Below are 14,012 nucleotides of genomic sequence, written 5' to 3'. Positions count from 1 at the left end.
CTTTTGAGCGTGAAGTCTTGTGCTTTGCGCAATCAATCCTGAGCCGGCCGACGGAACATGACGCTTGTTCACACATTCAACTCAGCACATGCGCTCAATCGATGGCAGCCGATCCGCGTGAGCATGGCGTCACCTTCCGCCAATCCTGGTTGCTGACAAATGATGGTTTTATCCAAACCGCGCCTCGCGCTCGTCTTAATGATTGGCGGGCTCGCCGACACCGCTTGCGCCAGCGGATTTCTCGACGACGCCAAGACCGAAGTGCTCAGTCGCAACTTCTACCTGAGCAACGATTACCGCTCACCCTCACCCGCCGGTAAAAACTACAAACAGGAATGGGCTCAGGGGTTTATCGGCACTTTTGCATCCGGTTTCACGGATGGAACTGTCGGATTTGGCCTTGATGCCCACGCCTTTTATGGGCTGAAACTCGATGGTGGCAAGGGGCACTCCGGCACCGGGTTGTTGCCGGTAGACAGCGACGGCCGTAGCGAAAGCGAGTATTCCAGCGCTGGCGGTGCGCTGAAGCTCAAGGCTTCCAGAACCACCCTCGCCTTCGGTGAAATGACCGTGGAAACGCCGGTGTTCGACACCTCGGACAAACGCCTGCAACCGGAATACGCCACGGGGTTTCTGCTCGACAGCCGCGAGATCGAAAACGCGCGGGTTGTGGCCGGGCGCTTCACGGCGTTCAAGAACCAGGACAGTTCCTCCGGCAAAGGCGACTTTCAAGGCTATGGCGCAAGCACCCGAGGCGAAAGCATCAGCTTTATCGGCACCGACCTGTTCAGTGACAGCCCGGTGGGCGGCGCGCTGTATGCGTCCGACCTGAGCGACACCTGGCGCCAGTACTACGCCAACCTGCATTTCAAACAGTCCGGTCTGTTGCTCGATGCCAACGTCTACCACACCCGCGACACCGGGCAGGCACTGGCCGGCGACATCGACAACACCGCGTTCAGCCTATCGGGCAAATATACCTTCGGCGCCCACGCGGTGATGCTCGGCTGGCAACGCATCAATGGCGACACGCCGTTCGATTTCGTCGGTGGCGACTCGATTTACCTGGCCAACTCGATCAAATACGCCGACTTCAACGGCGCTCACGAGCGCTCCTGGCAAGCGCGTTACGACCTGGATCTCGGCGCCTTCGGCATTCCCGGGCTGAACTTCATGACCCGTTACGTTTCCGGCAGCCACATCGACGGCACCCACGCGCCCAAGGGCGGCGCCTATAACCCGTTCGACGCGGACTCCGGTGAATATCAGCCTCAGCAAGGGGACGGCGGCAAACACTGGGAACGCGACATCGATCTGCGCTACATCGTCCAGTCCGGCGCGGCCAAGGATCTGTCGCTGCAGCTGTCTCACGTTTCGCATCGGGCCAACAGCGCTCAGGCAGGCGATGACATCGACCGGATCTACGTGGTGATCCAGTACCCGTTGGGCTTTTGAGGGAAATTGGCGGAAGGCAGCCGGAGTCGAACCTGCCCGGGAACGGATGCCGTCCCCAACCGGGTTTGAAGCCCGGCCGCGCCACCGGGCGCGATTGCCTTCCTTGAACTCAGTCCGCGCCGGGGTTGGCCAGCGCACTGTCGGTGCGGATTTGCCGGCCTTCGCCGACGCGCCGGGTCAGGCCCAGCCGATCGAAGTATTCGAGGATCTGAATACTGCGCTTGCGTCCCAAGCCTAGCGCATCGCGGAATGCCGTGACTTCGATCTGCGGATTTTCTTCGGCCAGGCGCAGCAGCACCGCCACCATTTGCCGCAGCGTGATGTCGGTGACAAACAGGTCGCGCACCACTTGATGCATCACGCCAAGGCGCGCGAGTTTGCGCAGCAGCAAACGCACAGCCGCGTCTTCCTGACCGACGACTTTCGCCACGTCGCGTACCCACGGCGGATCGAAGCCGGCCTGTTCGAACAATGGCTGCAGCGCCTGCCACAGGGTTTCGTCGTCGGCGTTCATGCGCACTTGATGGTCGGGCAAATGCAGCCACGGCCCGCTGGCGGCCAGTGAACCGGCGCCGAGCAGTTCTTCCAGCAGGCTGATAAAGGTCGCGCGTTCGAGGCTCAAACCGCTGAAACGCCGCAGACGGTCACGATCCGGGCCCATCTGATCGGGTTCCAGTTCATGAAAGCGCGCCAGTTGTTCCAGCAAGTTGAACTTGAGCATCCCCCAGCGCTGCGCATTGAACAGCACCGGGCCCTGACGGGTTTCGATCAGGCGGACGTTGTCCGGCAGCATCCAGCTGTCACGCGGACGATTGAACTGGCGTTCCAGACGCTGCGGGTCGAGGCCGCTTTCGCTGTATTCCAGCAACGTCGGCAACGCCTGTTCCAGCTCGGAACTGATTGCCAGCACTCGCAGTTGCGCCAGCCGTTGCGGACTGCGGCGCTGGCGGGCCGGGGCGAAAGGATCAAGGACGCGCCCGCCGCCGAGCGTTCGCTGGGCGCTGGCGTCACGCAGGATCAGCGGATCACCGTGGACGCCGTGCACCGGGGCGTTCGTCAGCAGTTGCGCAAACATGCGCTCGCCGGGCGCCAGGCTTGAACCCTCCAGCAAGGCGACCCGGGCGATCACGTCCTGCGTACCGAGATGCAGGTGCACTGGCTGGAAATGCTCGAAAACCCGCTCGCCCGGCAACAGCCGGAATTCGATGTCCAGCCGCTGGGTCGGTGCGTGCAGCCATTCGGCGAGCAACCATTGCCCGCGATGGATCTGCCCGAGTTCCAGGCGATCCGCGCTGATGTTCAGGGCCACGCGCTGGCCGGCGAAGGCCTGTTCCGCAGTCTGATTCTGCGCGTGCAGGTCTCTGACCCGCACGGTTTTGCCTGCCGGGCCGAGGCTGAGCTTGTCACCCACGGCGACCGAGCCCGAAAGCCCCGTCCCCGTCACCACGATCCCGGCGCCGGCGACACTGAACGCCCGGTCGATGGCCAGGCGAAAACCGCCTTCGCGACTGCGCTCCTCGCCTTCTATCTGCCGCAACGCTTCGCGCAGCGCATCGACGCCCTCACCCGTCACGCTGGAAACCGTCAGCAATGGTGCTTCGGCATAGGGGCCGGTTGCGAGCAGGCTTTCAACCTGTCGGCGAACTTCCTCCACCCTGCCCGCCTCGACCCGGTCGCACTTGGTGATCGCCACCAGCGCCCGTGGAATGCCCAGCAGCTCGACAATCGCCAGATGCTCGCGGGTCTGCGGCATCACCCCGTCATCCGCCGCCACTACCAGCAACACCAGATCGATGCCCTGCGCGCCGGCGAGCATGTTGTGGGTGAATTTCTCGTGCCCCGGTACGTCGATGAAACCGGTCAGCCCGGCGCCGGGCGTCAGTTCGGCGTACCGATAACCGAGGTCGATGGTCATCCCGCGCTCACGTTCCTGCGGGCGGCGGTCGCCGGTTTGCCCGGTCAGCGCTTGCAGCAGTGACGTCTTGCCGTGGTCGATGTGCCCTGCCGTGCCGACGATCACGTTTGCAACTGTCCGAGTTGCGCCAGCCACGCCGGTTCATCGTCGAGTTGCCGCAGATCCAGCCACAGCGCGTCGTCATCGATGCGCCCGAGCACCGGGATCGGCAAGGCGCGCAGCGCGGCTTCCAGATTCAGCAGGCAACGTCCGCGCAGGCGTTTCGAGACTTGCGGGCGCAGGCACAGCGCTGCGCTCGGCAGGCGCGCCACCGGTTGGCTGCCGCTGCCGATCATGCCCAGCGCCGGCATCGCGGTGACGGTCCAGCCTTCGCCCAACAGTTCGGACAAGGCCGGTTGCAGGCGTTCGGCCTGGGCCAGAATGTCGGCTTGCGGTCGGGTCAACAGGCGCAGGCTCGGCAAGCGCTGGGCCAGACGATCCGGGTCGCGATAGAGCCCGAGCACCGCTTCCAATGCCGCCAGGGTCAGTTTGTCGACCCGCAACGCGCGTTTCAGCGGGTTCTTCTTGATCTTCGCGATCAAGTCCTTGCGCCCGACGATCACCCCCGCCTGCGGCCCGCCGAGCAATTTGTCGCCGCTGAAGGTGACGATGTCGGCGCCATCGAGCAGCGCCTGACGCACCGTCGGTTCCGCCGGCAAACCCCAGCGGGTCAGGTCCAGCAGGCTGCCGCTGCCAAGATCTTCCAGCAACGGCAGGTCATGCCGATGGGCCAACGCCGCCAGTTCGCAGGTCGGCACCCGGGCGGTGAAGCCTTCGATGCTGTAGTTGCTCGCGTGCACGCGCATGATCAGGCCGCTGCGTGGGCTGATTGCCGCCTCGTAGTCGCGGGCATGGGTGCGATTGGTGGTGCCGACCTCGTGCAGGCGCACGCCGGCGCGGTTCATGATGTCGGGGATGCGGAATGCGCCGCCGATCTCGATCAGCTCGCCCCGGGAAATGATGCCTTCCTTGCGCGCGCCGAGGCTGTTGAGGGTCAGCAGCACCGCAGCGGCATTGTTGTTGACCACGGTCACGGCTTCGGCGCCGGTCAGTTCGCGGATCAGGCCTTCGATCAAGTCGTCGCGGTCACCGCGCTTGCCGCTGGCCAGATCAAATTCCAGATTCAAGGGATAGCGCGCCGCCAGTTGCACGGCGTCAATGGCTTCTTCGGGCAGCAAGGCGCGGCCGAGGTTGGTGTGCAGTACCGTGCCAGTCAGGTTGAACACCCGGCGCACCTGGCTGCGCTGCTTCAATGCCAGACGTTCGGCAACTCTTCCGGCGAGCGCTTCCGGGCTGATTTCAACGGCGGTCAGTTGCCCCGCCACCACGGCTTCGCGCAAGTCATCCAGTAACTGGCGAAACCCCGTCAACAGCGCCTCGCGCCCGTAACGCTCGGCCAATGGCTGGCACGCGGGGTGGCGCAACAGGCTGTCAATCGACGGTAACCGCAGGGCAACACTCACGGACATCAGGCACTCCCGAAATCGAAATACGCCTGATGATGTTAGACCACCCTGCCTCTAGCGCAGCGCGGCTCGCTGAACCGGCACATAGGTTTGACTCAAGTCCGTGGCCCAGCCATCGAGGACGGCTTTCACGTTATCGGGCGTCATGACCTGTTTGTCGTTCTCCAGCGGCACGCCCTTGCCCTTGCGCACCACCTCGGCCACAACCTCCCCGGTCGAACCGTCCTCGAAGGACACTTCCGTGGCGATCTCACTGTCCCGGTCACGAATGCCGGTGGCGCTGCTCACCCCGGCCGCGACCAGCGTCACCGGCAGCCATTCATAAAAACGCAGGCCCTGTGTGCTGGCCGCGACCTGGGTGATGGCCGGTTTGACGAGCAGCGTGTTGGGGCCGGGTTTCGACGCCAGCGGCAGCACTTTGCCCAGCTCCAGCCTGAGGGCTGCGTCGTAATAATGCGTCACGCCCGACAAGGTGCTTTGTGGAATGCGCGGCGAAGGCTGGGGCGGTGGATAGAACTGGCTCGGCGCCAGGTAAACCTGGGTGTAGCGACCCCTCGCCAATGCCGGGCTGACCCAGCTCAGGATCGTCTGCCCCGAAGCGGTCTGCCCTTCCTTGAGCACGCTGTAATCGCGTAGAAACCCGGCCTGCGGCGCGGCTGGAAGCTTCTTGCTGCTGCACGCCGACAGGCTGAGGGTGGCGGCAAACAGCACGGCCAGTGAGCGATGGCTAGTCATCGATGGTGTTTCCTTGTTCAGGCGTGGACTTGGCTGTGCGGGGTGTTGTCGGAGCACTCGATGCGCAACTGGCCGTGAGTCATGATCCATTGAATGAATTCGGCGGTAGGAATCGTGTGCAGGTACTCGACCCAATGGGCCTCGGTCGGGCTGAACCGTTCGAAATAGCGGCGCAGGATCAACTGACTCTGATCGTTGGCCAGCCCCAGGCACGTCTCCTGGAACAGGAGCGGCGTGTCCGGGCCCGGTGCGGTGGTGCGCTGGGTCAGGATCAACGGGCGCACGGCGCCATGGTCCCGGGTGATGTAGCCGCTGTTGATGTCCTTCATGTTGAGCCCCCTTGGTTGGAAGGCCTGCAGAGTGCCTGCGGATGTTTGCCCGACGATGTCCGGCTGATGTCCGCGCTGAAGGAATGTTGCAGGATTGAAATATATGACCGGCGCATCGAAATGGTTTTAGATGCGCTTCTTTTGGGTTCATGGATTGCGCAAACGTGAGCAGATTGCTGATCGTCGATGACGACGGGGAAATTCTGTCCTTGCTGAAGAAGTTTTTCGTTCAGCACGGCTATCAGGTCGATGTCGCCGCCCATGGCGAGGCCATGTGGGCGGCCATCGCGCAGGCGCGGCCGGACACGATCATCCTCGACCTGATGCTGCCCGGCGAGGGCGGCCTCAGCCTGTGCCAGAAGGTCCGGGCGCAAATGGGCATCCCGATCATCATGCTCACGGCCATGGCCGAGTTGAGCGACCGCATTGTCGGCCTCGAACTGGGCGCCGACGATTACCTGACCAAACCCTTCGCCCCACAGGAATTGCTGGCCCGGGTGCGCGCGCTGCAACGTCGGGTCGGTGAGAACGCTCCGTCCCGTGCCGAGCCTTCACGGCCGGTCATGGCCTTCGCCGGTTGGCATCTGGACATCACCTGCCGTGAACTGCGCTCGCCCGACGGCGTGATGATTCCGATGTCCGCTGGCGAATTCGACCTGCTGCTGGTGTTGCTCGAACATCCGCAACGCATCCTGACCCGCGAACAACTGATCGACCTGACCCACGGCCAGGGCCACGACGCCTACGACCGCAGCATCGACGTGCAGATCAGCCGGCTGCGGCGCAAGATCGAACCGGACAGCAAGCGCCCGGACCTGATCCGCACCGTGCGCAACGGCGGCTACATGTTCACCGCCAAGGTCAGCCGCTCATGATCGGCCGGATGCTGCGACGCGACACCCTCAGCCGGCGGATTGCCCTGACAATCGTCGCGGCGATGCTCGCTTCGCTGCTGCTCAATGCACTGTTCGTTCAGGTCGCCGGCATCTGGGCCCGGCCGCCGATCGAGCGCACCGGACTGCTGGAACAGATCGCCGCCACCACCCGAGTGATCGAGGCTGCGCCGGCAAACCTGCGCCCGCAACTGGCCGGCGCCGCCAGCAGCCCGATGCTTGAGGTAGTGTGGAAACCTCGTCGGGTCGACTTCGGCCTGCCGGGGGACGGCGAGCAGGTCGAGGCCGGAAAAGTGCCGGCGCTGCGGCAATTGCTTGGCGATGACCGACAGATCGATGTGTTCAACCCCGATGACTGGCCCGCCGGCAGCCCTCGCGCGCACTACATGGCGCTGGTGCGGCTGGCGGATGACAGCTGGCTGTCGTTCACGCCGCCGGAGCGCAGTTGGGGCTTGAGCCTGAACGTGCGGATTGCCGTGATCGTTGCCCTGGGGCTGGTCGCCACCCTGTTGGTCGCCTGGCTCGCCACACGGCAACTGGCCCAGCCGTTGCAGCGCTTTGCCCACGCGGCGCGGCGTTTTGGCGGAGATCTGAAAGCGCCGCCGATCCACCTCGAAGGCCCCCATGAAATCCGCCAGGCCATCGTCGCCTTCAATACGATGCAGGCGCAGATCCAGCATTTCATCGGCGAGCGCACCCACATGCTCGCCGCCATCTCCCACGACTTGCGCGCCCCGCTGACCCGGATGCGCCTGCGCAGCGAGTTCATGGAGGATCTGGACCATCAGGGCAAACTGATCCGCGACATCGAGGAAATGCAATCGATGATCAACGCCGCCCTGGCGTTCTTCCGGGAAGACACCCACCTGGAGCAATCCACCGCGTTCGATCTGTCGGAGTTGCTGCAAACCATCGTCGATGACTACCGCGATCAGCACCTCGACATCGGTTTCAGCGGTCCGGCGCATGTGGTGTATGACGGCCGGCCGCTGGGCATCAAACGGGTCATCGTCAATCTGCTGGATAACGCGGTGAAATACGGACAGCGACCCAGCGTGGCGCTGAGCTGCGATGACACGTCGATCCTCATCGAGGTGATAGACGAGGGTCCGGGAATTCCTGAGGACGCGCTGGAGCGGGTGTTCGATCCGTTCTTCCGACTCGAGACCTCGCGCAACCGCGACACCGGCGGGGTCGGGCTCGGTCTTTCGGCGGCACGGGGAATCATTCGTGAACAGGGTGGCGAACTGAGTTTGCGCAATCGCCGCAGCGGCGGCTTACGCGCACGGGTTGAATTGCCCCATCGCTGATGCTTATTCGTCGCCGGGCGCAAGCAACAAATTAGGCGCCAGGCGCTGATAGCCGTCCTGAGCCAGGCGCATGTCGAGCAGCAGACTGCCCAGATCCGCCGACAGCGCCTCGCCCTCCCCGTCGTTCTCCAGATACAGCAACTTCAGGTAGCTGTTGCAGCCGGGACAGACTTCGGCGCGCAACGGCGCCTGATTGGCGGCGTGACGGTCATCCTCGAGGCTCAGATATTCAAGCCCTTTGCTTTGCTCGCAATACACGCACTTGACCCGCACCACATGCCATTCGCAGGCGCACAGCGAACACACCAGATAACGCAGGCCGTTGTGCTTGCCGCGATGGCGGATCACCCCGGCCATGGCCGGCGAGCCACAGGCCGGGCACTGGCTGAGGCTGTCGCCGGGCGTCAGTTGCAGATTTTGCGCACTGAGCAGCCAGTGACTCCACGCCGCTTGCAGCGCCGCCCCGAGAAACGGCACCAGCGCCGCCGGCACCAACGAATACTGGCCGCTGACCAGCGCCACCGCCCACGCGCGCCACTGGCCGGGGCTGGCGATGCGCAGCGTGGTCACGGCTTCGATCACGGCCGGTTGCTCGGGAGCGACATAACGCTGGAGCAAGGCCTCAAGATACAGCTGCCAGATGTCCTCGCGAATCAGGGTGTCGGCGGCGAACGGTGGCATGCCGTGTTGTCGGCAGACCTCCAGTCGCTGTTGATCTAGCGGCGCGGTCGTGGGCGGATCATCGAGGATCTGCTGCTGGACATGGCATAAGCCAGCAATCAAGCGCAGGTAATCGGCCAGCGGATGCCCTTCGGCCAAGCGCTCAAGACGCTGAGCCCGCAACAGGAACAGGTCGTGCGGCGGCAGGTGCAGAAACGGCGGCGAACTGGCCGCCGCTTCGATTTCTCCGGGTTCGAGGATGGTTGGCAAACGTCAGCCCTTTTTCGTGACCGGTCGCTCTGGCGGATCTTTGCTGTCCACCTCGCGATACCAGAGTGCATGGTGTTTCCTGGCCCAGGCGCGGCTGACCCAGCCGTGCATCATTGCGTCCACCGAGCCCTTGATCCAGATCCCGGCGTAGATGTGCACGATGATGCTCAGGATCAGCACAAACCCCGCCAGAGCGTGCAGCAACATCGCCCAGCGGATCGTGGTGATGCCGAAGTAATGACTGAAATACGCGCGCCAGATCACCAGTCCCGTGAACAGCAATCCGAGCATGCACAGCAGTAAAGTCCAGAACAGCAGCTTTTGCCCGGCGTTGTATTTGCCCACCGCCGGCACGGTCTCCTCGTCGTTGACCAGCACCCGGTCAATGCGCCGCAGCCATTTCCAGTCGTTGTCGATGAAGAAGTTCGAGCGCCAGAAGCGAAACACCAGCCCCAGAAAGAACACGAACATCAGCACGCCCATGAACGGGTGCAGGATCCGCGTCCACGGCCCGCCGCCAAAGAGGTTGGCCAGCCAGAACATCGACGGATGAAACAGCGCCAGCCCCGACAGCCCGGCCATGAAGAACAGGATCGCCACCAGCCAGTGATTGGTGCGTTGGTTGGCGGTGTAGCGCAGGATCGTCTTGTTGCTCATGGCCGGTCCTCCCCGCGTGGGTCGAAGGTGTGCACCGCCGGATCGACAACGTGCACCGAGGTGTCGGGCGGTTCGGGATGTTCATCTTCCTCGACCCGGTTCGGGCCGATCCGCACGTAATGGAAAAACCCGGCCAGCACCGCCGCACCCATGGCCAGCAGGCCCAGCGGTTTGCTGATGCCTTTCCACAAGCCCACCAGCGGGCTGATCTCGGGGTTGTCCGGCAGGCCGGCGTAGATTTTCGGGGTGTCGGCGTGGTGCAGCACGTACATGACGTGGGTGCCGCCGACACCTGCCGGGTCATACAGGCCGGCGTTGTCGAAACCACGGCTTTTCAGGTCGACGATGCGTTCTGCAGCGTGGGTCTTCATGTCGTCCTTGGTGCCGAACACGATGGCGCCGGTCGGGCAGGTTTTCACGCAGGCCGGTTCCAGCCCCACGGCCACCCGGTCTGAACACAGCGTGCATTTGTAGGCCTTGTGATCCTTCTGCGAAATGCGCGGGATGTTGAATGGACACCCGGTGATGCAATAACCGCAACCGATGCAGTGGTCCTGATCGAAATCGACGATGCCATTGGCGTGCTTGATGATCGCCCCAGGGCTGGGGCACGCCGCCAGGCATCCGGGCTCGGCGCAGTGCATGCAGCCGTCCTTGCGGATCAGCCATTCGAGGTTGCCGGCGTCGGTTTCGTGCTCGGTGAAGCGCATCAGCGTCCATGAATCGGCGCTCAGATCCTGCGGATTGTCGTAGGTGCCGTGGTTGTGGCCGACCTCGTCGCGCAGCTCGTTCCATTCCGAGCACGCGACCTGGCAGGCCTTGCAGCCGATGCATTTGGTGGTGTCGATCAGCTTTGCGACTTCCTCCTGATTGCGCACCGAGGGTGCCGGTGTCGTAGTGGCCGAGCGGGCAATGATGTCTTGGCTGGCCATTTATAGTTTCTCCACGTTGACCAGGAATGACTTGGATTCCGGGGTCTGGGTATTGCCATCCCCGAGGAACGGCACCAGGGTGTTGGTCAGATAACCGTGGCGCGTCAGGCCGGTGAAGCCCCAATGCAGCGGAATGCCGATCTGGTGCACCACCTGGTTGTTGACCTGCAACGGCCGGATCCTTTTGGTCACCACCGCCACCGCTTCAATGAACCCGCGCTTGCTGCTCACGCGTACCCGGTCGCCGGCAGCGATGCCCTTCTCCTTGGCCAGCACTTCGCCGATTTCCACGAACTGCTCGGGCTGGGCAATCGCGTTCAACTTGCAGTGCTTGCTCCAGAAGTGGAAATGCTCGGTCAGCCGATAACTGGTGGCGGCGTACGGGTAATCCTTGGCCACGCCGAGGCTGTCCCACACCGAATCGAAAATCCGTGCCGCCGGGTTGCTGGTGGCTTTCTTGTTTTCCGGGTGCAGCGGGTTGATGCCGATCGGCGTTTCGAACGGCTCGTAGTGCTCGGGGAATGGCCCTTCGTTCATCTTGTCGACGGCGAAGAATCGCGCCACGCCTTCGGGGTTCATGATGAACGGGTTCATCCCGGCTTCCGGCGGTACGTCGGCCTTGTAGTCCGGCACATCGGTGCCGCCCCAGGCCTTGCCGTTCCACCAGACCAGGCGCTTTTTCGGATCCCACGGTTGGCCGGCGACGTCCGCCGAGGCGCGGTTATAGAGAATCCGCCGGTTGGCCGGCCAGGCCCATGCCCAGCCCTGATGCTGATGCATGCCGTACGGATCGGCGTTGTCGCGGCGGGCCATCTGGTTGCCGGCCTCGGTCCAGCTGCCGCAGAAGATCCAGCAGCCGGACGCGGTGCTGCCGTCATCCTTGAGCTGGGCGAACCCGGCCAGTTGCGAATTGCCCTTGATTGCCGCACCGGTGGCATCGGTGAAATCAGTGGTGGCGTAGCCGTTGACCTCTTTGGCGATCTCTTCCGGCGAGGGTTCTTCGGCGATCTTGTACGGCCACGACAACTTCAACAGCGGATCGGGGAATTTTCCGCCCTCGGCCTGATAACGCTCACGCAGGCGCAGGAACAGCGCACTCATGATCTGCACGTCGGTGCGCGCCTCGCCGGGGCCGTCCGCGCCTTTCCAGTGCCATTGCAGCCAGCGGCTGCTGTTGACCAGCGAACCGTCCTCTTCGGCAAAGCACGTCGTTGGCAGGCGAATCACTTCGGTCTGGATATCGGCGCTCTTCACGTCGTTGAACGGCCCGACGTTTTCCCAGAACTGCGAGGTTTCGGTGGCCAGCGGGTCCATCACCACCAGCCATTTCAGTTTGGCCAGTGCCGCCATCACCCGGTTCTTGTCCGGCAACGCGGCAATCGGGTTGAAGCCCTGGCACATGTAGCCGTTGACCTTGCCCTGCCCCATCAGATCGAACACCTTGAGGATGTCGTAGTTGGGGATGTCGAGTTTCGGCAGGTAGTTGTAGGCCCACTGGTTCTCGGCGGTGGCATTGGCGCCGTACCAGGCTTTCATCAGGCTGACGTGGAACTTGCTGTAGTTCTGCCAGTAGGACAATTGCCCCGGCCGCAGCGGGACTTGCGTGCGTTTATGGATGTAGGCCGCGTAATCCTGCTCGGCATCGGTCGGCAAGGTCAGATAACCCGGCAGCGCGTTGGACAGCAGACCGAGGTCAGTCAGGCCCTGAATATTCGAGTGCCCGCGCAAGGCGTTGACCCCGCCACCGGGCATGCCGACGTTACCGAGCAACAGTTGCACCATCGCCGCGCTGCGGATGATCTGCGAGCCGATCGAGTGCTGAGTCCAGCCCAGCGCGTAAAGAATGGTCATGGTCTTGCCCGGCGCCGAGCAAGTGGCGATTTCCTCCCAGATTTTTTTCATGGCATCGACTGGCATGCCACAGATCTGGCTCGCCAGGTCGATGTTGTAGCGGCTGTAATGCTGCTTCATCAGTTGATAGACGCAGCGCGGGTCCTGCAGGGTCGGGTCGACTTTGACGAAGCCGTCCTCGCCCAGTTCGTAACCCCAGGTGGATTTGTCGGTGTAGCTGCGCTTGGCCGCGTCGTAACCGGTGAACAGCCCGTCCTCGAAGCCGAACCCGGCTTTGACGATGAACGACACATCGGTGTAGTTGCGCACGTATTCGTGCTGGATCTTGTCCTCGGTCAGCAGGTAATTGATCAGCCCGCCCATGAACGCGATGTCGCTGCCGGTGCGGATCGGCGCGTAGTAATCGGCCACGGACGCGGTCCGGGTAAACCTCGGATCGACCACGATCAGCCGCGCGGCGTTGTGCGCCTTGGCTTCGGTCACCCATTTGAAGCCGCAAGGGTGGGCTTCTGCTGCGTTGCCACCCATCACCAGGATCAGATTCGCGTTGGCGATATCGGTCCAGGTGTTGGTCATGGCTCCACGGCCGTACGTCGGGGCAAGACTTGCCACCGTCGGGCCGTGTCAGACACGCGCCTGGTTATCGAACCCCAGCATGCCGAGACTGCGAATCACCTTGTGGGTGATGTAGCCCGCTTCGTTGGACGCCGCCGACGCTGCGAGGAAGCCGGTGGTCAGCCAGCGATTGACCGTTTGGCCCTGGGCGTTCTGCTCGACGAAATTGGCGTCGCGGTCGGCCTTCATCAGGTCGGCGACGCGGTCGAGGGCTTCGTCCCAGGTGATCCGGATCCATTCACTGCTGCCGGGCTTGCGCACCTGCGGGTACTGCAAGCGGCCGGGGCTGTGAATGAAGTCCAGCAGACCGGCGCCTTTCGGGCACAGGGTGCCGCGGTTGACCGGGTGGTCGGCGTCGCCCTCGATATGGATGATGTTTTGCGCAACGTTCTTCGCCGCGTCGCCCTGGCTGTACATGATCAAGCCGCAACCGACCGAGCAATACGGGCAGGTGTTGCGGGTTTCATGGGTGTGGGCAAGCTTGAAGTGGCGCACCTGCTCGGCGAAGGCCTGCGTCGGGGCCATACCCAGCGCGCCCAGGCTAGAGCCTGCAAGGCCGATACCGGCGACCTTGAAGAACTGACGACGGCTGAGATCCATCGTGCACTCCTGATCAGGTGGAACCCGGTACTGGTGCCGGGTTTGTTCTGGACAATCACGGTGGCGGCACACAGGTACCGACTGTTTCACTGTAGACAATGCCTCTGGGACCTGTGTGAAAACCGACCGTCGGCCAAATATATGAATACCTGTGGGAGCTGGCTTGCCAGCGATGACGTCGGCACATCCGAAATGAATATTGACTGACTCACCGCCATCGCTGGCAAGTCGAATCGTCGCACCGCAGCTCCCACAGGTTTTGTGTGCTCCTCCGGGGGCATGGGC

The 14,012-nt window shown here is 63.2% G+C and carries 11 protein-coding genes and 1 tRNA gene; 3 read left to right on the top strand and 9 right to left on the bottom strand.

The window, feature by feature from the left end; translation table 11 throughout:
- Positions 1–159: 159 nt before the first annotated feature.
- Positions 160–1,455, top strand: coding sequence for an OprD family porin (locus QLG12_RS04510; protein ID WP_197868108.1), 1,296 nt, complete (start codon positions 160–162; stop codon positions 1,453–1,455).
- Between the two features lie 7 nt (positions 1,456–1,462).
- On the opposite strand, the gene QLG12_RS04505 is transcribed toward QLG12_RS04510, so the two are convergent.
- The 5 genes from QLG12_RS04505 to QLG12_RS04485 form a co-directional block, all read right to left on the bottom strand.
- Positions 1,463–1,558 (bottom strand) — tRNA-Sec (locus QLG12_RS04505).
- Positions 1,559–1,564: 6 nt separating this feature from the next.
- Positions 1,565–3,475 carry a selenocysteine-specific translation elongation factor gene (gene selB, locus QLG12_RS04500; RefSeq protein ID WP_282474084.1) on the bottom strand — a complete coding sequence of 637 codons (1,911 nt, stop codon included), beginning with the start codon at positions 3,473–3,475 and terminating at the stop codon, positions 1,565–1,567.
- The gene (gene selA / locus QLG12_RS04495; RefSeq protein WP_282473999.1) at positions 3,472–4,878 is read right to left on the bottom strand and encodes an L-seryl-tRNA(Sec) selenium transferase; all 1,407 of its coding nucleotides are present in this window, start codon (positions 4,876–4,878) and stop codon (positions 3,472–3,474) included. The genes selB and selA overlap by 4 nt, the downstream gene beginning before the upstream one ends.
- Before the next feature lie 51 nt (positions 4,879–4,929).
- A complete protein-coding gene (locus tag QLG12_RS04490) occupies positions 4,930–5,610 on the bottom strand; it encodes a DUF3313 domain-containing protein (RefSeq protein ID WP_197868110.1) in 681 nt (226 codons plus the stop codon).
- Between the two features lie 17 nt (positions 5,611–5,627).
- A complete protein-coding gene (locus QLG12_RS04485; RefSeq protein WP_282473998.1) occupies positions 5,628–5,939 on the bottom strand; it encodes a hypothetical protein in 312 nt (103 codons plus the stop codon).
- Positions 5,940–6,088: 149 nt separating this feature from the next.
- Here QLG12_RS04485 and QLG12_RS04480 point away from each other — a divergent pair, with 149 nt between their 5' ends.
- Positions 6,089–6,814 (top strand): response regulator, encoded by a 726-nt coding sequence (locus QLG12_RS04480; RefSeq protein WP_282473997.1) that lies wholly within the window; start codon positions 6,089–6,091, stop codon positions 6,812–6,814.
- The gene (locus QLG12_RS04475) at positions 6,811–8,142 is read left to right on the top strand and encodes an ATP-binding protein (RefSeq protein ID WP_282473996.1); all 1,332 of its coding nucleotides are present in this window, start codon (positions 6,811–6,813) and stop codon (positions 8,140–8,142) included. Before QLG12_RS04480 ends, QLG12_RS04475 begins: the two co-directional genes overlap by 4 nt.
- 3 nt (positions 8,143–8,145) lie before the next feature.
- Here the strand turns inward: QLG12_RS04475 and fdhE are convergent, their stop codons facing one another.
- Genes fdhE through fdnG form a run of 4 tightly spaced genes read right to left on the bottom strand, consistent with a single transcriptional unit; the run spans position 8,146 to position 13,727 of the window.
- A complete protein-coding gene (gene fdhE / locus QLG12_RS04470; RefSeq protein WP_282473995.1) occupies positions 8,146–9,072 on the bottom strand; it encodes a formate dehydrogenase accessory protein FdhE in 927 nt (308 codons plus the stop codon).
- A gap of 3 nt (positions 9,073–9,075) precedes the next feature.
- The gene (locus QLG12_RS04465) at positions 9,076–9,729 is read right to left on the bottom strand and encodes a formate dehydrogenase subunit gamma (protein WP_282473994.1); all 654 of its coding nucleotides are present in this window, start codon (positions 9,727–9,729) and stop codon (positions 9,076–9,078) included.
- Positions 9,726–10,661 carry a formate dehydrogenase subunit beta gene (gene fdxH / locus QLG12_RS04460; RefSeq protein ID WP_197868115.1) on the bottom strand — a complete coding sequence of 312 codons (936 nt, stop codon included), beginning with the start codon at positions 10,659–10,661 and terminating at the stop codon, positions 9,726–9,728. Before fdxH ends, QLG12_RS04465 begins: the two co-directional genes overlap by 4 nt.
- Positions 10,662–13,727 (bottom strand): formate dehydrogenase-N subunit alpha, encoded by a 3,066-nt coding sequence (fdnG, locus tag QLG12_RS04455; RefSeq protein WP_282473993.1) that lies wholly within the window; start codon positions 13,725–13,727, stop codon positions 10,662–10,664.
- Between the last annotated feature and the right edge of the window lie 285 nt (positions 13,728–14,012).

Source organism: Pseudomonas sp. V88_4 (genome assembly GCF_029967985.1).
Classification (GTDB): domain Bacteria; phylum Pseudomonadota; class Gammaproteobacteria; order Pseudomonadales; family Pseudomonadaceae; genus Aquipseudomonas; species Aquipseudomonas glycinae.
Note: the sequence above shows the minus strand (reverse complement) of the source record. Positions and strands in the feature narration are given on the sequence as shown.

What these genes read in the sequence shown, in the direction of transcription:
- QLG12_RS04510 (WP_197868108.1), top strand. Translation starts at nt 160, where the DNA reads ATGATGGTTTTATCCAAACCGCGCCTCGCGCTCGTCTTAATGATTGGC.
- QLG12_RS04485 (WP_282473998.1), bottom strand. Translation starts at nt 5,939, where the DNA reads ATGAAGGACATCAACAGCGGCTACATCACCCGGGACCATGGCGCCGTG.
- selA (WP_282473999.1), bottom strand. Translation starts at nt 4,878, where the DNA reads ATGTCCGTGAGTGTTGCCCTGCGGTTACCGTCGATTGACAGCCTGTTG.
- QLG12_RS04490 (WP_197868110.1), bottom strand. Translation starts at nt 5,610, where the DNA reads ATGACTAGCCATCGCTCACTGGCCGTGCTGTTTGCCGCCACCCTCAGC.
- QLG12_RS04475 (WP_282473996.1), top strand. Translation starts at nt 6,811, where the DNA reads ATGATCGGCCGGATGCTGCGACGCGACACCCTCAGCCGGCGGATTGCC.
- fdxH (WP_197868115.1), bottom strand. Translation starts at nt 10,661, where the DNA reads ATGGCCAGCCAAGACATCATTGCCCGCTCGGCCACTACGACACCGGCA.
- QLG12_RS04480 (WP_282473997.1), top strand. Translation starts at nt 6,089, where the DNA reads ATGGATTGCGCAAACGTGAGCAGATTGCTGATCGTCGATGACGACGGG.
- QLG12_RS04465 (WP_282473994.1), bottom strand. Translation starts at nt 9,729, where the DNA reads ATGAGCAACAAGACGATCCTGCGCTACACCGCCAACCAACGCACCAAT.